This is a genomic window from Geojedonia litorea (assembly GCF_042654525.1).
Classification (GTDB): domain Bacteria; phylum Bacteroidota; class Bacteroidia; order Flavobacteriales; family Flavobacteriaceae; genus Geojedonia; species Geojedonia litorea.
Map to the genome: position 1 here is coordinate 1,326,988 of NZ_JBHSGP010000014.1, position 20,631 is coordinate 1,347,618.

Here is a 20,631-nt window from a genome sequence, read left to right on the forward strand (position 1 = left end):
ATTATTGTTTAGATGCTGTGTAAATTGATGCCACACCAAAAGTTTGAGGCTTATTGTTGACATTTATAAACCCAATTTTACGCAAAATATTGTTCAATGCCTCACCATGAGGAAAAATTGATGCCGATTCACATAAATACGAGTATGCCGATTGGTCTTTTGAAAATAATTTTCCAATCGTTGGTAAGATGTATTTAGTGTAAAATTTATAACCTTGTTTATAAGGTGTTTTTTCCGGAACAGAGGTTTCTAAAATCACAAATATGCCATTCGGCTTTAAAACTCTCAATATCTCGGACAGCCCTTTTTCTAGATTTTCAAAATTTCTAACACCAAAAGCTACTGTAATCGCATCAAAAGTGTTGTCGCTAAAAGGTAAGTTTTCAGAATCTCCAACAATCATCTGTATGGTTTGGTCCAGTTGCTTGTTTGCTACTTTTTTACGCCCAACTTCCAGCATGCCTTCACTTATATCCAATCCTATAATCTCTTTAGCATTAGTTTTTGCCAAATTAATAGCGAGGTCTCCAGTTCCAGTTGCAATATCTAAAATGTTTTCGGGTTGTGTTTTGCCAACGATTGCAACCACTTTTTTGCGCCATTTCACATCGATCCCAAAAGAAATTACACGATTTAAACCATCGTATTCTTTTGAAATGGTATCGAACATTTTAGTGACCTGCTGCTTTTTGTTTAAATCGCTATCTTTATATGGCGTAACTTTTATAGACATTGTTTTTTTTTGCAAATATAGGATATTACAGGCGTTAAAGATAATTAGAGAAACGAATTATAATCAAATGTAAACTATAAATTTAAGCGTAAATTATAGTATATTTGCTTGTTTTTAAATAGAAGAATAGTCGTTTCGATGGACTAAATTTTATGACTTCTTATATACTACAACAAATTAACAGATGAAAATAATTATTGCTGGAGCTGGTGAAGTAGGATTTCATTTAGCAAAATTATTGTCTTACGAATCGCAAGAAATTACCTTAATAGACATCAATAAAGATAACTTGTCCTATGCCAATGATCATTTGGATATAAAAGTTATCAAAGGTGATGTCACTTCTATTGCCATTTTAAAAGAAGCCAGAATTAATGTGGCCGAATTGTTTATTGCGGTTACCTCTTCTGAAACAACCAATATCACAGCCTGCGTTTTGGCAAAACAACTTGGTGCTAAACGCACCATTGCCCGTATCTCCAATTCTGAATTTATCGATCAAAAGGATGAGGTTGGTTTTACGAAGTTTGGTATTGACGAATTAATTTCTCCAGAGTCTTTAGCTGCGGCCGAAATAGAATTGCTTTTAAATCAATATGGCTTTAATGATAGTTATGAGTTTGAAGATGGCGCTTTAACCATGTTGAGTTTAAGACTGTCCAGAACTGCAACATTTGTTGATAAAACCGTAAAAGAAGCAGCTCAAGTATTTCCTGAGTTGCATTTTGTACCCATCGCGATTCAACGATTCGGAACACAATACACTATTATTCCAAGAGGAGATACCCAATTTAAGGAAGGTGATAAAGTGGTGTTTATTACCTCAAAAGGAGGAGACGAAGAGTTGTTTGAATTGTCGGGAAAAGTGAAGACCGAATTAAAAAATATTATGATATTAGGTGGTAGTAAGATTGGTTATAAAACTACCAAAGACCTTTGTAATAGTAAATTCAACGTAAAACTAATTGAAAGCGATAGAGAAATTGCTTATGAATTGGCAGAAGAACTTCCCAATGCCTTAATTTTAAATGGTGACGGTAGAAATGTTGAACTTCTTGATGAAGAAAACATTAGCGAGATGGACGCTTTTATTTCGGTGACTGGAAATTCTGAAACCAATATCATGTCTTGCTTGGTTGCCAAATCAAGAGGCGTTAAAAAAACAATTGCACTGGTTGAAAACATGGATTATTATCAATTATCACAGTCTATTGGTATTGATACCTTGATCAATAAAAAGTTATTGGCCGCTAACAATATTTTCAGATATATTAGAAAAGGTGAAGTAGTGGCTATGACGAAGCTTAATAACATGAATGCCGAACTATTGGAATTCGTGGTGAACTCAAAATCCAAAATTACGCTTAAGCATATTAAAGATTTGCAATTTCCGCGTTCTGCAATTATTGGCGGTGTCATAAGAAATGGAAAGGGGATTATTCCTTTAGGTGATTTTAAAATTGAGATTGGTGATAGGGTAGTAGTCTGTTGTTTGCCACGCTCAATTACTGAAGTTGAGAAGTTTTTCTTTTAATCTTGAAAACGATTTAAGTACTGTGATCTATACTACATTCGCACATTTTCTGTTCAACATGACTAAAATTAATACGATCACTTTATGAAGCTCAATTTTAAAATAATTTTTCATTTTTTAGGACTGTTGCTTCTCTTCAATGGTGGTTTTATGCTGCTCTCTGCCCTAATTAGTCTTATTTATAAAGATGGTGTGACTTTAGAATTAGTGCTTTCTGGTGTTGCCGTACTTTTAATAGGTCTTTTTGTGATGGTCAGCACAAAAAATCACACTAAGGAAATGAATAAACGCGAAGGTTATATTGTGGTAGCCTTTGGATGGATCATTATGGCCTTGTCAGGTGCATTACCTTATCTGCTTACTGGGGTTATTCCCAACTTTACTAGTGCGTTTTTTGAAACCATGTCTGGTTATACTACCACTGGAGCAACTATTTTAAATGACATTGAAGCTGTGCCAAAAGGCGTGCTGTTCTGGAGAAGTATGACGCATTGGATTGGTGGTATGGGTATTATAGTTTTAGCGATTGCTATTTTGCCTTTACTTGGGATTGGTGGCATGCAGCTATTTGCTGCAGAAGCTCCGGGACCTAATGCCGATAAGTTACATCCTAGAATTACCGATACAGCAAAACGTTTATGGTTGATTTACTTTGGTTATACGGCTGCTGAAACCATACTGTTACAAGTTGCAGGGATGTCTTTTTTCGATGCGATTAACCATTCTATGAGCACGCTTTCTACCGGAGGATTCTCGACTAAAAATGCCAGTTTAGCACATTGGAATGGTCAACCTATTATCCAATACATTGTGATGCTGTTTATGTTTTTGGCAGGTACCAATTTTGTGTTGAGTTATTTTGCTTTTAAGGGTAGAATTCAAAAGATTATAAAAGACGAAGAGTTTAAACTCTATGTAAAATTCATTGCCATTTTTACCATAATTTGTGCTTTGATCATTTATTTTAGAGCTGATTTATCACTCTCGAGCATTGATCATCCTATGGTTTGGGGTCAGGCCGAAAGCGCTATTAGGCATGCGCTTTTTCAGGTGTTAACGGTGATTACTACAACGGGTTTTATAACTGCTGACTATACACTTTGGACACCTTTTTTAGTAGTGTTTTTCTTCGGACTGATGTTTCTTGGTGGTTCTGCAGGTAGCACCGCCGGTGGTGTGAAAGTAGTAAGGCATTTAATTTTAATTAAAAACGGATTTTTAGAGTTTAAAAGAGCGCTGCATCCCAATGCTATTTTACCGGTTCGTTATAATACCAAATCAGTTTCTGGGGATATCGTATTTAATATTCTTGCCTTCTTTATTTTATACATGCTTTCTTTTATTGTGGGCGCATTGGTGTTTTCCATGTTTCAAATAGATTTTCAGTCCGCAATTGGTTTGTCGGCCTCAAGTCTGGGTAACGTTGGTCCTGCCTTGGGAAGTTTTGGACCTGTTAACAATTATGCGGCTTTACCATTATTGGCGCAATGGTGGGCGTCGTTTTTAATGCTCATTGGTAGATTGGAATTGTTCACTGTATTGATTTTATTAACTCCTTTCTTCTGGAGAAATCGCTAGAGTATTGATATTTAAGGGTTAGTGTCTAGGCTCAAAAAGGTAGTTGTGTAACAAAACGATACAATTCTCGTCTTATTAGTACAATCAATCAAAATCAATCATTATGTCACTTGCAAAATCCAACCAATTAGATGTTGTACCTCAAAGCACTTTAGAAGTCGTACATCGTAAACCCATAGGTTTATTAAACTCCAATTATCAAAACGTAGTCAATACAACTTTAAAGAGCAGATCTTTAGATAGCTTATATGGTATCAGACAGCGTATTAAAGTAAATCAGTATATCACGCCATCCATGGCAGGCGCTGTTTTAAAATTGGCGCTATTCATGACTGCGCTTTGGTATATGTTTTCTTAAGGAAATAAAATAAAAAAGCCACTAAACTAGTGGCTTTTCATGTTATTTAATCTTTTAGTGCCTTAATTTAAAGCTTCCTTTATGCGTCTTAAAGCTTCAATAATTTGTTCCTGTGAAGCTGCATATGAGATTCTAATACAGTTATCATCACCAAAATCTTCTCCCGAAACGGTGGCTACATGGGCTTCTTCTAATAAGTATAATGAAAAGTCAGCTGCACTATTAATAGTTTTGCCTTTTAAGGTCTTTCCAAAATAGTAGGACACATCGGGGAATACATAAAACGCCCCTTCAGGAATATTGGTTTTAATACCTTGAATATCGTTTAACAAGCTTAAAATCAAATCTCTTCTGGTTTTAAACTGATCTACCATATACTGCACGCGTGATGGAGATTCTGTCAAGGCTGTGATTACTGCACGTTGTGCAATACTATTGGCACCAGAAGTAATTTGTCCTTGCATTTTCGTACAAGCCTTGGCAATCCATTCTGGAGCGCCAATATATCCAATTCGCCATCCCGTCATAGCGAATGCCTTGGCAACACCATTTACGGTTATGGTACGATCATACATGCTTGGAATGGCCGCAAAACTAAAGTTTTTGGTACCATAACTAATATGCTCATAAATTTCGTCAGAAAGCACAAAAATTTGTGGGTGCTTTTCTAATACTTCGGCTAATGCTCTATATTCAGATTCTGAATAGATACTTCCGCTAGGGTTATTTGGTGAATTAAAAAACACCATTTTTGTTTTAGGGGTAATAGCTGCCTCCAGCTGTTGCGGTGTGATCTTAAAATCGGTTTCTATAGTTGACGGAATTTCTTTAAAACTCGCTTCACATAGTATGGCCAATGCCGAATAGCTTACCCAGTACGGCGCTGGTAATAAAACTTCATCACCTGGATTCAATAACACTTGACACACATTGGCAATAGATTGTTTGGCACCTGTAGAAACCACAACCTGACTAGGTTTGTAATCTAATCCATTATCACGTTTAAATTTTAAGCAAATGGCATCTTTTAGTTCGCCATAACCGTCAACAGGGGTATATGAACTATAATTGTCATTTATAGCCTGAATCGCGGCTTCTTTGATGAAATCGGGTGTGTTAAAGTCGGGCTCGCCCAAACTTAATCCAATAATGTCTACGCCTTGCTGTCTAAGTTCTCTGGCTTTGGCTGCCATAGCCAATGTTGCAGAGGTTGGAAGGCTCTTAATTCTGTCAGAAAGATGGTGGTTCATTTAAAAATACAAATATTAGGCTTGTTGTAAGGCTGGTTTCATTCCCATTTCTTTTAAGTATCTAAAATGAGCAATAATCGCTTTACGGGTTGTTTTATATTCTTTATAAGGTAAGTTAAATTCTTTTGCAGTTTCTCTTACTATTTTTGAAATCTTGGTATAATGCACATGGCTTATATGTGGAAATATATGGTGCTCTACCTGATGGTTTAGTCCGCCAGTGAACCAATTGATAATTCTGTTTTTTGTTCCAAAATTAACTGTAGTTTGAAGTTGATGGATGGCCCATGTGTTTTTCATAGTGCCATTTTCTTCAGGAAGTGGCATATCGGCTTCATCCATGACGTGTGCCAATTGAAAAATTACACTTAAAATCAACCCTGCAACATAGTGCATAATAAAAAAGCCAATTAAAACTTTCCACCACGCAATATCAGTTAATACTAAAGGAAGTACAATCCAAATGGCAACATAAATAAGTTTTGAAATCACTAATTTACTCCATTCGGTCGCGGGGTTTGGAAATTTACCGTAGGATAATCTGCGTTTTAAATAACGACGCATTTGCTGAAAATCAGTAGTAATGGCCCAGTTGATTGTTAATAATCCATAAAGTAAAATGGAATAATAATGTTGAAATTTATGGTGTTTACGCCACTCGGCATGCTGTGAAAAACGTAAAATGCGGCCTGCCTCTAAATCTTCATCATGCCCATGAATATTAGTATACGTATGGTGCAACACATTGTGTTGAACTTTCCAGTTATATACATTTCCTGCTAAAATATAAATGCTGCTCCCCATTAATCGGTTAATCCATTCTTTGTTTGAAAATGAACCATGATTACCATCATGCATCACATTCATACCTACACCTGCCATTCCAATACCCATAACAACAGTTAAAAGTAACTGTGCCCATCCTGGAATATCCAAAGTTAGTAGTAAAAAGTATGGTGATAAGAACAAACTGAACATCACTATGGTCTTTACCCATATTTTCCAGTTGCCGGTACGCTTTATATTATTGTCTTTGAAATAATCATTAACGCGTTTGTTTAATGTACGAAAGAATTTCGCTGAATCTGCTCTGGAAAATGATAATGCTTGTTGTGTCATTGCTATTAATTTTTATCATAACGAATAAATTTAAGCATTATGATAATTAATGCGGCAAATATAATTAATAAAAGCTGGGCGAATGGTAATAATATGCTAAAAATATCCACATAAAAATGTCTATTTTTGTTGAAAATTTAGCATTCATGGAGCTGATACAGCGATATTTCCCCGAATTAACAGAGACACAAATAGCACAATTCAGTAAGTTAGAGACCCTTTATCAAGACTGGAATCTAAAAATAAATGTAGTCTCACGCAAAGATATTGACGAACTCTATTTAAGGCATGTACTGCATTCTTTAGGCATTGCTAAAGTGCAGTCGTTTTTGCCAGATTCAAAGTTATTAGATGTTGGAACAGGAGGCGGATTTCCCGGTATACCTTTAGCCATCATGTTTCCAGATAGTCAATTTCATTTGGTGGATAGTATTGCCAAAAAGATTAAGGTCGTTGATGAGGTTGTTACTGGATTAGGTCTTACTAATGTGAAAACTTCACATAGTAGGGTGGAGGACATCAATGGGCAATTCGATTTTATTGTGAGTCGTGCTGTGGCAGTCATGCCCACTTTTGTACATTGGGTGAAAGGAAAAATCGCCAAAACTCAACGTCATGAACTCAAAAATGGGATATTATACTTAAAAGGTGGCGATTTGACTGAAGAACTTCAAACTTATCAAACAGCCACGATTTACAACTTAAGCGACATCTATAAAGAAGACTTTTTTGAAACTAAAAAAGTGGTGCATCTACCTTTAAAATACAGGGGTTAATATATGTACTTTACATTAAAAAGCTTTCATAAAGCCAATAGCGTCTATCATTACAACTCCTTTTTTGGTTTTATCAAACACAAATTCCAATTGTTGAATGCTGGTAATATCAAAATCCGGCTGCAAGGATTTTAGTTCTTCTAATGGGAAATAAAAGGTTTGAAACACTTTTTCAGATTCTTTTTCATCGGTAAGAAATCCTGTTTTTTCTAATATTACTTCAATCTCGCGTTGCAAAGCTGAAAATTTACTTAAGGGAAATGAAACGGTTAATCCCGTTGAATCCTTCAGCTTAATAGTGAAATCGATAGGTGGTAAGGCCTCATCATCTTCATTTTCATCGTCGTCTTCGGTATCTTCTTCATCCTCCTCTTCTTCAACAGTGCTTTCGGATTCGTTATTTTGATTGGAAGAGTTCTCGTTATTAGTGTTGTTCACCCATTTTCCTTTGGTTTTAGGGTTGGAGGATTCTGTCGATTCCGCCATTGAAAACACAAGCACCGAAGTGGAATCAACTTTTGTAGCCCGAAAACGAATGCTATAACTAGCTACTAAAGAGTCTTCAATTGGTTCATCGAATTCTCCTTCATCATCATCTAGATCGTAGTCCCAGCCTACCACCACAGCTCTACTTCCTTTTTGCTGCCATTTAAGGTTAATCTCTTCCTCACGCCAAACCGTTAGATTGTTAGTGCTGATGCCTTTACTTTTGTCCGTAATGGTTGTGACATCAAAATCTTCATCATATCCTGCAAGCGCTTTAAAAGTCGAATCTTCAAATTGATTTAAATAAATGGTATTGGGTAGCCAATCCTTGCCTTTTCGTGCATCGACAAAAAGCGGCAGGTATTCTCGTTTGTTGTTCAAACTAATATCCAAAAACGAACTGATATATACTTTTGCAATGTGCTGTTGCTCTTCAGCCGTAAGCAATTGTTTGAGATTCAACTGACCGGTAAATGGATTGCTGGTATCATTATTTCCCCAGCTGGTATTAAACTGCCCGTGATTGGCACCATAAATGTATAAACCCGCCTTAAAATGGTAAAGGCTGTCCTTGAACGTAACGCGTTCAAATTGTTGTGAACCCATATACGAACTCACATCGGCGTCGTGCGCACCATGGATAACAAAATAATCGACATCCTCAAATTTGGTTCTAGAATCTCCAGGTTCATATTGCCCGTCTACAGGGGCTATAGCAATAACAGATTTGATATTGAAATTATAATCAAATTTAACTGAAGCATCGTCTGGATAATAAGGCAATTTATTGAACATGGCGGCATGCGCCACGGCTTCACCTCCTCTGGAATGCCCGATAATAGCCAATTTAGTAGTGTCCACTTTGTTGTTGAAGATATGACCTTTTGTTTTGTTCCATTGGTGCCATTGCTTAAAGTGCTCAAGCAATAACCAACCACGGGCATCATTTTCTTTTTCAAGACCGCCAAAAATATCGGTCCATGAGCCATTGATAAAATTTTGATCTACAGAAGCCAGAATAATGCCCCGAGAAGCCAATAATTCGCCCAAGTAATCATAACCAGGATCTGAATAGTCTTGCATACCATGGTTGCCATGCACTACTAATACTAAAGGAAACGGCCCATCACCATCAGGATACCACACTCGTGCATTGATAGGTAAAGATTTAGAATCGAAACCCCAGTAGTTTTCACGCCACCAACCACTAAAGCCTTCCCAATTATCCAGAAATGCCAAACCGTTTACAGAATCGGTTTTAAAGGTAACCGCTTCGCCATATTCTGGACGATGTTTATCCTTACCACTGCCGTAAGTCAAGGTTTTAACCTTATATGGACCTTGCTCTGCGGGAGACTCGGTTTTGAGATGTACAATTTTGGGGTTGTTGTATAAGGCCGCATTTTCTATTGGGTCGACTTCAAATCCGGAAGGAATATATAAAGCTATAATGGTGATAGTACCTCCTAAACCAATGATGAGACCTGCAAAAACCAGCACTTTTTTGATTGGGCTTAAGTTGTTTAACCCTGTTTTTTTTAATGAAAAAATTGTAGCACCAAGCAATGCCGTGATGACTGCAATACCTATGGCGAGTAGCCAGCCAAAACTTATCAAACACAATAAGGGCAAACAGATAAAGAGCGCTAATTTCAATACTCTTGGTAAGTTATTGATTTTGTTAAGCACTTTTACTGTCAATAGTGCTAATAGAATGGTAAGCAAGGCCATGACCAAGCCAAAGGCGAGTACCCAACCATCTTTAATATTGATGGTCATGAGCAAGGTAAAGGTTAACCATAAAATGGCTGTAACTATGAATAGGCCTATAGCTGCCCCTTTTATGGCATTTGCTCCAGGTGTAATACGATGTATTTGGCGTTTGAGCCAGTTAAGGAGTTGTTGGTATTTAGTTTTCATGTTTGGTTGGTTAAACTACGGTAACGACATACCAAGATACTAAAAATGTGCATGTATCCTATGGAATTTGTTAATCCTTGAATTTGAGCTTGTTAGCTTTGTTTGTTAAAACTTTTAGCCTCATAGCATAGGGTAACTAGCCTAAGCGTTGTCTTACTAACACCTATTAATTAATTAAACCGTTATGATTATGGAACTATTAGTACTCTGCCTGGTATTTTTCACCATAAATAGTATCACCCTTTTTGTTTTGCTTGAGAATCGTATTGTAGAATTGTTGCCAAAACAGGTATTGGGCATTTACAAACATGCCGCAGTAATGAAACCCGAAGACCATAATTTACTCCCCAACAACACCTTCAAGCTAGCGCAAGAACACACGGAACGAAAAAGAGAAGAAAAGCGTATCCTAAAAGCGAGGAATGAACAGGATTTGCATCTTGAAAAAGTAAAACTCAATAATCAATTAAAGATGCTCGAGTTTATGTCGGACTTTGAACTTTATCTTCATCAAAACAAAATAAGTGCTAGCCGGATGCCACATTGTATTGAATTTAATGACCTAAAGATAATAACTCAAGAAAATGTGTTGAAGTCTACACGAAAGATTTCTCAAATGGTTGGAAAGTGATGAACTATACGAAGTGTTATCCAACGTTTTTTTTGATTTCAATAACCAATTAGCAACATTAGTATACTCGGTTAACATGTTTGTGTAAGTATCTAATCAAGCAAATAAAACAGAATAAACACGAGGGTAGCGAACTGTGTGAAACAAAATCCGTGAGGATTTGCTAACCAGTCGAGCACCAAACAAATTTTTTTATATGGTGTTATCCATTTTTTTTATTTTCATTAATGTTTTTCCAGATTTCAATAAATCCATAAGTCCAATTTCCTTTTTGGCATCTTTAGCAAGTTTTATTTCTGCCATTTTAATAACTTCATTCGAAGCTTTCGAAATATTTCCTGAATTGTAAATGGGATTGGGATCATATTCAATTAAAAGTTGTATTGCTTTAGTTTCTGTTTCTCCAACAATTTCGTTTGATAAATAGAGTGCCATATCTATTCCTGCTGAAACTCCTGCCGCTGTTAAATACTTTCCTTGTTTTACTATTCGTTCCCTTTTTGGCGTTACTCCTAAATCCTTTAATAAGTTTATTGGTTTCCAATGCGAGGTTGCCTCTTTATCTTTCAGTAAACCTGATGCTGCCAAAATAAGTGAGCCAGAACAGACAGACGTTGTCCATTTTGTTGTTTTGTCTATTTTGTTAATCCAAGCTAGGACTTTTTTGTTCTTCATTTCTCTAACGAACGTTATTGCAGAACCTGGAATTACTAAAATATCGGCATTTTCGATTTCGTTAATGTCATATTTAGCGTTTAAATGAACAAAATTAGAGTCTGCTTTTATTTCTCCCTTTCTTTTTGCTACGAAATAAATTTCTGCACCTCTCATATGTCTTAAAACTTCATAAGGACCAATTGCATCAAGCATTGTTATGCCGTTGTAAATGTAGATTACTATTTTCATCAGTTCAATTAGTTTTTGGTTTTCTTCAATTGAGGGTAATGTGTTATATTCAACACTAATATACTCATAAGCCAAATGCGTTTAACAAATCACTATTAATTTCATGTTTTTAAAGTATGTTAAAACATGGCTTTCTTCGAGAAAATCCTTGCTTTACGAACAAAACCTAAAAAACGACCTTATTTAAGGTCGTTTTTTAATGTATATACTAATAGAGTTTAGGTTTTTAGTCCAAAGCTAAAATTGTAAAACCACTTCATGACGGTGACGTTTCTTTTTCTGTCCCGGAGCATAAGGCTTGGCCGATTTGCTACCGGTACGCTTTTTAATCTGCCCTGGTGCATGGTTCGATTTGTGATGGTGGTGATGCGACCTGTAAAAAATACGGGTACAACTAGTGCCAAAAGTGAATAATAAAAGTAAAATACCGAGTTTTAAAAATCTAAAATACATAACTTTTACATATTTTAACTGGTCAAAATTGGTCTTGACCATGGTTACGTTGTCTTTAACATATACGTTTTTGGTCTTTATTTTGGACTTTTTGGCTCTTCCAGCAGTGGCCAACAACAACAAAGCCATATCGGTTTGGATATGGCTTTTTTTAGTATCATAGTAACTTTTAGTTACCCTAAAAACGGATAGCGGTAATCTGTTGGTGTGACAAAGGTTTCCTTGATCATACGTGGCGATACCCAACGTAATAAATTTTGGGCGCTACCTGCTTTATCATTAGTTCCAGAAGCTCTGGCGCCACCAAAAGGTTGCTGACCAACAACGGCACCCGTAGGCTTGTCGTTGATGTAGAAGTTACCGGCACTGTTTTGTAAAGCTTTGGTAGCTTCGTCAATAGCATAGCGATCGGCTGAAAGTATAGCACCTGTTAAGGCATATTCACTGGTTTCATCAACCAATTTCAAGGTTTCAGAATATAGGTCTTCATCATAAACATAAACCGTCATCACAGGGCCAAACAATTCGGTACACATAGTAGTGTATTTTGGATTGCTAGTCACGATTACAGTAGGCTCAATGAAGTAACCTTTAGATTTGTCATAATTTCCGCCTACAATAATTTCGGCATCACTATCAGCTTTTGCGCCATCAATGTATTTGGCCAATTTATCAAAGGAGCCTTCATGAATCACAGCAGTAATAAAGTTACGCATATCTTCTGGTGAGCCCATTTTAAACGACTTCACATCTTCAATAACATAATTTTTTACCTCTTCCCAAATATTGGATGAGATATAAGCTCTAGATGCGGCACTACATTTTTGACCTTGGAACTCAAACGCACCACGCGAAATAGCAGTGGCCACTTGTTTGGCATTCGCCGATTTATGCGCGATGATAAAATCTTTTCCTCCAGTTTCACCAACAATGCGTGGATAGGTTTTATAATTATGAATGTTATTACCTATTTGCTTCCAAAGTTCTTTAAAAATAAAGGTAGAGCCTGTAAAGTGCAATCCTGAAAAATCAGGGCTGGCTAATACGGTATTGGTAATCATCACAGGATCACCAAACACAACGTTGATGACTCCCGGTGGTACACCAGCTTCTTTAAACACATCCATAATGACTTTAGCCGAATAGATTTGGCTATCACTTGGTTTCCAAACGACCACGTTGCCCATCAAAGCCATACATGCGGGTAAATTTCCTGCAATAGCGGTAAAGTTAAACGGTGTTACGGCATAAGTAAAGCCTTCTAAAGGACGGTATTCAATACGGTTCCATGCTTCGGTGGTGCTTTCAGGTTGCTCGGCATAAATGTCGGTCATAAATTGTACGTTGAAGCGTAAAAAGTCGATCAACTCACAGGCTGCATCAATTTCGGCCTGATGGATAGTTTTTGACTGTGCGATCATGGTAGCTGCGTTGATTTTAGCGCGGTAAGGACCGGCAATCAATTCGGCAGCTTTTAAAAAGATACCTGCACGATGTTCCCATGGTAACTGCGCCCAAGTTGTTCTGGCTTCCAGAGCCGTTGCAATAGCTTCTTCAACATGAGATTGACTTGCTAAATGGTAAGTCCCTACCACATGCTTGTGATCGTGCGGTGGCGACATGGTTCTTGTAGTTCCGGTAGTTACATCATTTCCGTTGATATAAAGCGGAACCTCTACTTGGCTATTATATAGTTCCTTGTAAGCCTTTAAAACGGCTTCCCGCTCTGGACTTCCAGGAGCGTACGATTTAACAGGTTCGTTTAAGGCAATTGGTACATTGAAGAATCCTTTTCCCATGAGAATTTTTGGTTTTATAATTTGATTTAAAATGAAGCGCAAAGGTACAATATTTTAACAACTTTTGATTTGAAAGGCTATTAAAACGACGTTAAAACTCTGACTTATTTTTTGTAAGTTGCCGCCTTTAAACACGACAATTTTGCCTTTAACTTTTTAATGGACGCTAACGCAATTATATTAACACTGGCTTACCCCGAAACCATTGTCTCCCATGCCGAGGAATGGTATTCTAGGTTTCTTCCGTATCTAGGAATCGGTGGAAAACGGCATGTTAGGGCAGGTCATGCAGCACTGGTGCTGATTCATAAGTCTACTGGTTTTTTGGAATACCACGATTTTGGACGCTACATCACACCACGACCTAATGGTCGGGTAAGAGGGAAAGATACCGATCATGAATTGGATTTTCCTTTAAAAGCAAAACTGAAAGACGGTGTAATTACCAATCTGGAAGACCTTTTAAAGTTTTTGGCAACACATCCCAAACTTACCCATGGTGATGGGACGCTTTACGCATCTGTTTGTGATGAGGTGAATTATGAAGTAGCAAGAGCTCATATTGATTCTATGCAAGCGAAACATTTTATTAGGTATGCTGCCTTTGTGAAGGATGCTTGTAATTGTGCCCGTTTTGTTACGGATGCACTTATTGCTGGAGTTACGAATCTTAAGATTAAAAAGAAGCTAATACATTCTAAATGGTTCACGCCAAGTACAATTGGCAATGTGGTCCTAGCCGATACCCGAAATAAGGTGTATTTAGTGTCGGATAGTGGTGAGATACGGTTGTTTAGTTCGTCGGTTCAAAAGGAAAACAGACGTTTGTTTTTAGACCGACTTAAAGGCTATCAGCCTAGTATAGTAGGTACGTTAGAGCCCAAGCATCATGACTCAAAACAAGCACATGCGCAGTGGCTTCCGGGTATTGCGGCTGGGGCTTGGTTTGAACTGCATGATTTGCAGGATAAGCAAGATTACCGATTTAGGCGTATTTCACCGCATGGTCATATAGATGTGGATGGGGTATATCGAATTGAAAATAGTGGTTTTAAAATAGAACAGCAGTACCAATTTGTACAGTATTCCAACTGTAAATTCTTTCATATTGAACAAAATGGAATGCGCTACCGATTTGACTTCTTAAAGCCGTATACTACTGCTAATTTATAGCGAAAGGAGCACTCAATTTGAAGGTTGGAATGATAACCTTGAACTTTTTAGAGTTGGTAAAATTCACCATATTGTAATAGCCTTCCATGGCACCAAAAGGTGAGGTTAATAAACAGCCCGACGTATAAGTGTGCGACTCGCCTGGTTTTAGTACAGGTTTCTGGCCAATTACGCCTTCGCCTTCAACAATTTCTGTGTTGTTTAATGCGTCTAAAATTTTCCAGTATCTGGAGTTAAGCTGAACCGAGTCTTTACTTTGGTTCTCAATGGTTACCTTATAGCCAAAGGCGAAGTGCACTTTATAATTCTTATAAAATGTGCCTTCAAACGTCGTTTCTACCGAAATTTTAATGCCACTTGTGACTTGTTGTACCATATTGAAATTCAATTTAGTATGGCTAAAATACTATATTTTTCAATTAGTTGAACTACTTTTTAGGCATTTCAACTAAATTTTAACCTTTTAAAATAGGGTTTTCGGCCGTATTGACTTCTAATGTATTTGCAACAAAGGATTCAATAGTTTTAAATACATTCATGAGATCATCTTCTTTAATTAACGTGTTAATTGTGACTAATCGTATAAATTCGTCATTTCTAAACGTTCCAAAGCCTACCATGAGTTCGGCATGTTTATAAAGTTCGGTGCATAAAAGTTTAGCTGGGATATGTTTATAGTTAAAGCACACCGAAAGAGACTCCTTATCGCTGTAAAGCGTATAATCAGGATGTTGCTTAATATAAGCCCTAGCGACTTCTGCCATCTTAAATTGATGGTCAACAATGGCCTCTAATCCGAGGGTTCCAACCGATTTCCAAAGTGTCCATAACTTCAGCGCATCGTTGCGGCGCCCACACTGGATGGAGGTTTTTCCGAGATTGAAATCGTCACCATCGGTTTGATATAGGTATTCAGCGTCGTTGGAAAAGGATTCATAAAGGTGTTTTTTGTCCTGAACTACGATTATGGAACAGCTTAATGGGGTTCCTAGCATTTTATGAGCATTCACACTAAACGAGTCTGTGAACTCGATGCCTTTGACCAAATGACGATAGCGTCTACTAAAAATCACACCACCACAGTAGGCACCATCCAAATGTAACCATAAGTCATGTTCTTTACACACGCGAGAAATATACTCAACATCATCAAAAGCGCCAAGTACTGTGGTCCCAGCCGTGGCATTTACAAAAAAAGGAAGGTAGCCTCGGTCTATATCTTTTTGGATTTGAATTTCTAGATCGCTGGCCAACATTTCTCCGGCATCATTGGTTTTTATCAAACGCACATAATCTTTACCAATCCCCATAAGGGCAGCATTTTTTAGAATGGAATAATGGGACTCTTCTGAAGTGTAAACCGTCATGGGCACTAAAACTCCTTCATTTCTTGAATTAGGTGCACGACGATCGCGTGCCATAACCATAGCCATAAAATTACTCATAGAGCCTCCAGGTGCGAAGGTGCCATCACTATGTTTAGCATAGCCAATACGATCACAAATGTTATGCAAAATAGTTTTTTCAATACCTACTTGCGGCCCTGCAACTTTATAGGTGTACATGCTGTTATTTAGCATTACGGCCAAAAGGTCGCCTAACATGGCTCGCGAAATCCTACCGCCAAAAAGTTGATTAAAGAAAGACCTTGAAGCGGTTTTTGGGGTGCTTTTTATGATGCTTTGCAATGCTGCTGTAAACTCTGAATCCAAAGCGGGATAATCACCTAGCGACAGGTCTAATGTACTGTAAAGTTCATCAGTGTCAATTGGCTTTGCTACCGGTTGCTGGGTTTCTTCGGTTAAAAGAAGTTCAACCAGATCATTAAAAAGTTTGAGATCGTCTCGCATTATATAAATTTTGGGGTAAGTCGTAAAATCTTTTAAAACATTAATTTTAATTTGAAATATTTACCGAAGACGCTTCTCCTAAACCTATAAGTTTATCATATCGGGCGCCAAGATCTCGGTAATAGACCAGTACTTTGTAATTATTTTCGGTCTGGTAAAAGTTGCCGCTAATAGCGCCTTCATTTAGTTGGCCATTGGCATCTGTGATCACATATTTATAATTGTAAAACCCTTGTTTAAGTTTAATAGCAGCTTCATAGTATCCGCTTTCAGAATTGAAGGCGAGTTTATTGCTGTCTTCTAATGCGTAATTATTATAGTTGCCATACACGTAGATGGTTTCGCCACCAGTTAGTTTTGGATATTGCAAAGCAAAGTGCATCATGGTATAATCGGCTTCAATAGAGACATCATCGGCGTCTAAAGCCGTAATTAAAAAATTACCATTAATATCGGGATTATAAGTGTAGGGTTGGTTAGCTCTAGATCTATTGGCAAAGAGATAATTATGGTAAATGTCGAAAAGGTCTATGTATTGTACTCCAACATTTGCCGCTCTCACATCCTTGTTCTCAAAGAAAAAATATTCGTTGCCTGCCCAAAAGCTAGATTCGGTAGTGTATTTGTAAATGAGTTCATTTCCTAAAGTATATTGTGGCTTTAAATTAGAAATGGCAGTATTGAGATTGTTGTTTTGTACTACTAACGTTTTAATGGTTTCAGAAGGGTTATTGAAATTGATGCGGTTAGTGCCAATTACAAAATCTACCGACTGTTTTTCATTAATATATTTGACGTCTCTCGAGCGTTTTATTGATACACCAACATTCACCAATTCTTCATATATCATAAATTTTCTGGAAAAGACCAATTCATTATAATCATCAAAAATGGAAATAAGGTAATTACCACTTTTTGTTAAACCTCTGGTTTGTTCATTAGGTATGGTGAGGTTGTAATGCGAATAAATTTGATACGTATTAAAAGAGTTTTGGTAATCCCGAATACGTTGATTGTCAAAACCTTGTAGATATTCTGATTTTACCAATTGCGAAGGCGTCCAGTCAAAATTATAATGCTCGATAACATAGTAGAAATCGTCCTCATTTCCGTTTAGTGCATCGAACTCCAATACAAGCGGTTCTCCAAGTCTTAAAATAGGTAACTGGCTCTCGGGTGTATTACCTTTAAATGTGATGGTTTTTATGTAATCTGGCGGATTTGTTTCGGATACTTGTCCAAAAAAAGTAATGGAATCACCAAAAACAGTACCGTTTGTTTAAGCTTTTTACTCATTTATAAACAGTTTGTGGGGTAAAGATAAACAAAATTTGTGCCTAATAATTTCACCTAAGGTTTGGCTGCAAATTTATCGTGGAAATATTGTAAAACTGTGTTATTAATTTGTAAATTTGCAGCGATTTTTAATCCAGTTTATATTAAAAATCCTATATCACATTACTATTAACAAATAGAGATAAATAACATGTCAAACGACATTAAGATTAAAAAAGGTCTCGACATAAAACTTAAAGGTGAAGCCGAAAAGGCAATAGAAAATGCTATCATTAGCAATTTTTACACTTTGAGACCTGAAGACTTCCACGGTGTTACTCCCAAATTAATTGCAAAAGTTGGTTCTAAAGTTAAGGCTGGAGAGCCTGTTTTTTACGATAAAAACAACGAAGCAGTAAAGTTTGTTTCACCTGTTTCTGGTGAAATCGTTGAGATTCCTCGTGGTGAAAAACGACGCATTCTAGCACTTAAAATTCAAGCAGACAAAGAACAGACCTATGTAGATCATGGCAAGTTCGATTTGGAGCCTGCACGTGGTGAAGACGTAAAAAAGCATTTACTTGCAACAGGATGTTGGCCTTTTATTAAACAACGTCCTTACGATGTGATTGCCAATCCTGAAAAATCACCAAAAGCTATTTTTATTTCGGCTTATGCATCGGCACCTTTAGCAGCAGATTTAGAGTTTGCACTTCAAAGTAAAGAGGCAGAGATTCAGGTAGCGCTTACGGCTTTAGGAAAATTAACCACTGGAAAGGTGCATGTAAGTGTAAGCAAAAAAGGAGATTCTCTTTTTGCCGGAATGAAAGGGATAAGCTTGCACAAAGTTTCTGGTCCACATCCATCAGGCAATGTAGGTACACAAATTAATAAAATAGACCCTGTCAATAAAGGTGAAGTGGTTTGGACTGTTAACGCTCAAGATTTAGTAAATATTGGCGCCTTGTTGTTGACCGGTAAATTTAGTGCCGAACGCGTTGTGGCTTTGGCAGGTTCAGCAGTTAAAAAACCACGTTATTTTAGAACCAAACTAGGTTGCGAAGTCGCTTCAATGATCTATGATAATGGCGTTGACAAAAATGAAAATATCAGAATTATTTCTGGAAATGTGTTAACCGGTAAGCAAGTTCAACCTGACGGCTATTTAGATTATTACAGTAACGTAATTACAGTAATTCCTGAAGGGAACGATTACGAATTGTTTGGCTGGAATAAGCCTATATTTAATAAGGTATCAACATCTAGAGCCTTGACTTTTTCTTGGTTAACACCAAATAAAAAGTACGATTTAAACACCAACACCAATGGTGAGCACCGTGCTTTTGTAACGACGGGTACTTATGAAGAGGTTTTCCCGTTGGACATTTTCCCAATGCAAATCCTTAAGGCTTGTATGTACAAGGATTTAGATGAAATGGAAGCTTTGGGAATGTATGAAGTGGCTCCAGAAGATTTCGCACTTACAGAGTTTGTGTGTGTTTCTAAACAACCACATCAAAAAATAATTAGAGAAGGTTTAGACTTAATGCTTAAAGAGATAGGATAATGGGTTTAAAGAGTACATTACATAATTTAAAGGAAAAGTATAAAGGAACCAAAATGGCTCCGGCATTTAATGCTATACATACGTTTTTATATCTGCCAAACGAAACCACTCATGGTGGAACCCATATAAAAGCTGCCGACGATCTTAAGCGTACAATGAATACAGTAATCATGGCTTTGATTCCCTGTTTGTTGTTTGGGATGTTCAATGCGGGTTACCAGCATTATTTAGCTTTAGGAGAGATCAATCCTGCAGATGGGTTTCTTGGATCTTCGTTTTGGACTTTAGATAATTTCATTATCGGTCTTTGGAAAGTTTTACCATTAGTTATTGTTTCTTATGGTGTTGGTTTAGCGATTGAGTTTTTATTCGCAGTCATCAAAAAACATGAGGTTGAAGAAGGTTATTTAGTAACAGGTATGTTAGTACCTCTAATCGTTCCTGTGGATACGCCACTTTGGATGTTAGCTGTTGCTGTTGCCTTTGGTGTTGTTATAGGAAAAGAAGTATTTGGTGGTACAGGAATGAATATTCTAAACCCAGCATTAACGATACGAGCCTTTTTATTCTTCGCTTATCCAACTTGGATGTCGGGAGATAAGGTGTGGGTTCATGGTGCTGTTGAACGTGCCAATGAAATCGCCGCAGGCGCAAATGTGGATGCTATTTCTGGAGAAACCATTTTAGGAGGATTAGCTCAAAATAAAGATTTAGGCTATACGGTTTGGGATATGTTCTATGGATTAATACCAGGATCGGTTGGAGAAACTTCAACGTTATTAATTTTATTAGGTGGACTATTTTTAATTTTTACTAAAATAGGAAGCTGGAGAATCATGTTGTCATCGGTTCTTGGAGCTATTGCTATGGGATTGATCTTTAATATGGTTGTTGATCAGCAATGGATTAGTGAAACAAGTAAGTTTTATGGCTTAATGAATACTCCATATTGGCAACACTTATTAATAGGAGGATTTGCATTTGGTACTGTATTTATGGCGACCGATCCGGTAACGGCTTCGCAAACCACGAAAGGAAAGTGGATTTATGGATTCTTGGTAGGATTTATCTCTATTATGATACGTGTATTTAATCCGGCGTACCCAGAAGGTGTTATGCTAGCCATTTTATTAATGAATGTCTTTGCACCAACTATTGATCATTATGTAGTTAGAGGAAACGTGAAGAAAAGATTAAAACGTTTAAAAGTTAAAACAACGTAA

Annotated in this window: 18 protein-coding genes; 8 read left to right on the forward strand and 10 right to left on the reverse strand. The window is 37.1% G+C overall.

All coding sequences use genetic code 11. The features are described from left to right. Position 1 precedes the first annotated feature (1 nt). Positions 2-733, reverse strand: a complete 732-nt coding sequence (gene ubiE / locus ACFO5O_RS13780; protein ID WP_387964750.1) for a bifunctional demethylmenaquinone methyltransferase/2-methoxy-6-polyprenyl-1,4-benzoquinol methylase UbiE — start codon at positions 731-733, stop codon at positions 2-4. Between the two features lie 184 nt (positions 734-917). Here ubiE and trkA point away from each other — a divergent pair, with 184 nt between their 5' ends. The 3 genes from trkA (at position 918) to ACFO5O_RS13795 (ending at position 4,203) form a co-directional block, all read left to right on the forward strand. After that, positions 918-2,267, forward strand: coding sequence for a Trk system potassium transporter TrkA (gene trkA, locus ACFO5O_RS13785; RefSeq protein WP_387964752.1), 1,350 nt, complete (start codon positions 918-920; stop codon positions 2,265-2,267). A gap of 84 nt (positions 2,268-2,351) precedes the next feature. Beyond that, a complete protein-coding gene (locus tag ACFO5O_RS13790; protein ID WP_387964753.1) occupies positions 2,352-3,845 on the forward strand; it encodes a TrkH family potassium uptake protein in 1,494 nt (497 codons plus the stop codon). A 103-nt stretch (positions 3,846-3,948) separates the two neighbouring features. Next, positions 3,949-4,203 carry a hypothetical protein gene (locus tag ACFO5O_RS13795; protein WP_387964754.1) on the forward strand — a complete coding sequence of 85 codons (255 nt, stop codon included), beginning with the start codon at positions 3,949-3,951 and terminating at the stop codon, positions 4,201-4,203. A gap of 62 nt (positions 4,204-4,265) precedes the next feature. Here the strand turns inward: ACFO5O_RS13795 and ACFO5O_RS13800 are convergent, their stop codons facing one another. Further along, positions 4,266-5,453, reverse strand: coding sequence for a pyridoxal phosphate-dependent aminotransferase (locus ACFO5O_RS13800; protein ID WP_387964755.1), 1,188 nt, complete (start codon positions 5,451-5,453; stop codon positions 4,266-4,268). A 15-nt stretch (positions 5,454-5,468) separates the two neighbouring features. After that, entirely contained in the window at positions 5,469-6,572 is a 1,104-nt protein-coding gene (locus ACFO5O_RS13805) for a fatty acid desaturase family protein (protein ID WP_387964756.1), read from the reverse strand. 146 nt (positions 6,573-6,718) lie between these two features. Between ACFO5O_RS13805 and rsmG the strand changes: the two genes are divergently transcribed. Beyond that, positions 6,719-7,348 carry a 16S rRNA (guanine(527)-N(7))-methyltransferase RsmG gene (rsmG, locus tag ACFO5O_RS13810; RefSeq protein WP_387964758.1) on the forward strand — a complete coding sequence of 210 codons (630 nt, stop codon included), beginning with the start codon at positions 6,719-6,721 and terminating at the stop codon, positions 7,346-7,348. 15 nt (positions 7,349-7,363) lie between these two features. On the opposite strand, the gene ACFO5O_RS13815 is transcribed toward rsmG, so the two are convergent. Continuing rightward, on the reverse strand, positions 7,364-9,754 hold the full coding sequence (locus ACFO5O_RS13815; protein ID WP_387964760.1) for a hypothetical protein: 2,391 nt from the start codon (positions 9,752-9,754) through the stop codon (positions 7,364-7,366). A 190-nt stretch (positions 9,755-9,944) separates the two neighbouring features. On the opposite strand from ACFO5O_RS13815, the gene ACFO5O_RS13820 reads away from it, so the two are divergent. Beyond that, on the forward strand, positions 9,945-10,385 hold the full coding sequence (locus ACFO5O_RS13820; protein ID WP_387964762.1) for a hypothetical protein: 441 nt from the start codon (positions 9,945-9,947) through the stop codon (positions 10,383-10,385). A gap of 192 nt (positions 10,386-10,577) precedes the next feature. On the opposite strand, the gene ACFO5O_RS13825 is transcribed toward ACFO5O_RS13820, so the two are convergent. The 3 genes from ACFO5O_RS13825 to pruA form a co-directional block, all read right to left on the reverse strand. Continuing rightward, complete coding sequence (locus ACFO5O_RS13825) at positions 10,578-11,291, reverse strand: DJ-1/PfpI family protein (RefSeq protein ID WP_387964764.1); 714 nt, start codon at positions 11,289-11,291, stop codon at positions 10,578-10,580. Between the two features lie 237 nt (positions 11,292-11,528). Beyond that, complete coding sequence (locus ACFO5O_RS13830; protein ID WP_387964766.1) at positions 11,529-11,873, reverse strand: hypothetical protein; 345 nt, start codon at positions 11,871-11,873, stop codon at positions 11,529-11,531. 44 nt (positions 11,874-11,917) lie between these two features. Beyond that, positions 11,918-13,543 (reverse strand): L-glutamate gamma-semialdehyde dehydrogenase, encoded by a 1,626-nt coding sequence (gene pruA, locus ACFO5O_RS13835; protein WP_387964768.1) that lies wholly within the window; start codon positions 13,541-13,543, stop codon positions 11,918-11,920. 159 nt (positions 13,544-13,702) lie between these two features. On the opposite strand from pruA, the gene ACFO5O_RS13840 reads away from it, so the two are divergent. Then, entirely contained in the window at positions 13,703-14,716 is a 1,014-nt protein-coding gene (locus tag ACFO5O_RS13840) for a DUF6695 family protein (protein ID WP_387964770.1), read from the forward strand. Here ACFO5O_RS13840 and apaG read toward each other — a convergent pair. The 3 genes from apaG to ACFO5O_RS13855 all read right to left on the reverse strand — a co-directional run bounded on the left by apaG (position 14,706) and on the right by ACFO5O_RS13855 (position 17,818). Beyond that, on the reverse strand, positions 14,706-15,092 hold the full coding sequence (apaG, locus tag ACFO5O_RS13845) for a Co2+/Mg2+ efflux protein ApaG (protein ID WP_387964772.1): 387 nt from the start codon (positions 15,090-15,092) through the stop codon (positions 14,706-14,708). The genes ACFO5O_RS13840 and apaG overlap by 11 nt on opposite strands. 79 nt (positions 15,093-15,171) lie before the next feature. Further along, positions 15,172-16,566, reverse strand: a complete 1,395-nt coding sequence (locus tag ACFO5O_RS13850) for a pyridoxal phosphate-dependent decarboxylase family protein (RefSeq protein WP_387964773.1) — start codon at positions 16,564-16,566, stop codon at positions 15,172-15,174. 46 nt (positions 16,567-16,612) lie between these two features. Continuing rightward, complete coding sequence (locus ACFO5O_RS13855) at positions 16,613-17,818, reverse strand: type IX secretion system plug protein (protein ID WP_387965141.1); 1,206 nt, start codon at positions 17,816-17,818, stop codon at positions 16,613-16,615. Positions 17,819-18,052: 234 nt separating this feature from the next. Between ACFO5O_RS13855 and ACFO5O_RS13860 the strand changes: the two genes are divergently transcribed. After that, complete coding sequence (locus ACFO5O_RS13860) at positions 18,053-19,408, forward strand: Na(+)-translocating NADH-quinone reductase subunit A (protein WP_387964775.1); 1,356 nt, start codon at positions 18,053-18,055, stop codon at positions 19,406-19,408. Further along, a complete protein-coding gene (locus ACFO5O_RS13865) occupies positions 19,408-20,631 on the forward strand; it encodes an NADH:ubiquinone reductase (Na(+)-transporting) subunit B (RefSeq protein WP_387964777.1) in 1,224 nt (407 codons plus the stop codon). The genes ACFO5O_RS13860 and ACFO5O_RS13865 overlap by 1 nt, the downstream gene beginning before the upstream one ends.

Bases quoted from the DNA above. Each gene is read 5' to 3' on its own strand.
- ACFO5O_RS13830 (WP_387964766.1), bottom strand. From the start codon at position 11,873: ATGGCTTTGTTGTTGTTGGCCACTGCTGGAAGAGCCAAAAAGTCCAAA.
- ACFO5O_RS13795 (WP_387964754.1), top strand. From the start codon at position 3,949: ATGTCACTTGCAAAATCCAACCAATTAGATGTTGTACCTCAAAGCACT.
- ACFO5O_RS13850 (WP_387964773.1), bottom strand. From the start codon at position 16,566: ATGCGAGACGATCTCAAACTTTTTAATGATCTGGTTGAACTTCTTTTA.
- ACFO5O_RS13805 (WP_387964756.1), bottom strand. From the start codon at position 6,572: ATGACACAACAAGCATTATCATTTTCCAGAGCAGATTCAGCGAAATTC.
- apaG (WP_387964772.1), bottom strand. From the start codon at position 15,092: ATGGTACAACAAGTCACAAGTGGCATTAAAATTTCGGTAGAAACGACG.
- ACFO5O_RS13815 (WP_387964760.1), bottom strand. From the start codon at position 9,754: ATGAAAACTAAATACCAACAACTCCTTAACTGGCTCAAACGCCAAATA.
- ACFO5O_RS13820 (WP_387964762.1), top strand. From the start codon at position 9,945: ATGGAACTATTAGTACTCTGCCTGGTATTTTTCACCATAAATAGTATC.
- ACFO5O_RS13860 (WP_387964775.1), top strand. From the start codon at position 18,053: ATGTCAAACGACATTAAGATTAAAAAAGGTCTCGACATAAAACTTAAA.
- ACFO5O_RS13790 (WP_387964753.1), top strand. From the start codon at position 2,352: ATGAAGCTCAATTTTAAAATAATTTTTCATTTTTTAGGACTGTTGCTT.
- trkA (WP_387964752.1), top strand. From the start codon at position 918: ATGAAAATAATTATTGCTGGAGCTGGTGAAGTAGGATTTCATTTAGCA.
- ubiE (WP_387964750.1), bottom strand. From the start codon at position 733: ATGTCTATAAAAGTTACGCCATATAAAGATAGCGATTTAAACAAAAAG.
- ACFO5O_RS13800 (WP_387964755.1), bottom strand. From the start codon at position 5,453: ATGAACCACCATCTTTCTGACAGAATTAAGAGCCTTCCAACCTCTGCA.
- ACFO5O_RS13840 (WP_387964770.1), top strand. From the start codon at position 13,703: ATGGACGCTAACGCAATTATATTAACACTGGCTTACCCCGAAACCATT.
- ACFO5O_RS13865 (WP_387964777.1), top strand. From the start codon at position 19,408: ATGGGTTTAAAGAGTACATTACATAATTTAAAGGAAAAGTATAAAGGA.
- ACFO5O_RS13825 (WP_387964764.1), bottom strand. From the start codon at position 11,291: ATGAAAATAGTAATCTACATTTACAACGGCATAACAATGCTTGATGCA.
- pruA (WP_387964768.1), bottom strand. From the start codon at position 13,543: ATGGGAAAAGGATTCTTCAATGTACCAATTGCCTTAAACGAACCTGTT.
- rsmG (WP_387964758.1), top strand. From the start codon at position 6,719: ATGGAGCTGATACAGCGATATTTCCCCGAATTAACAGAGACACAAATA.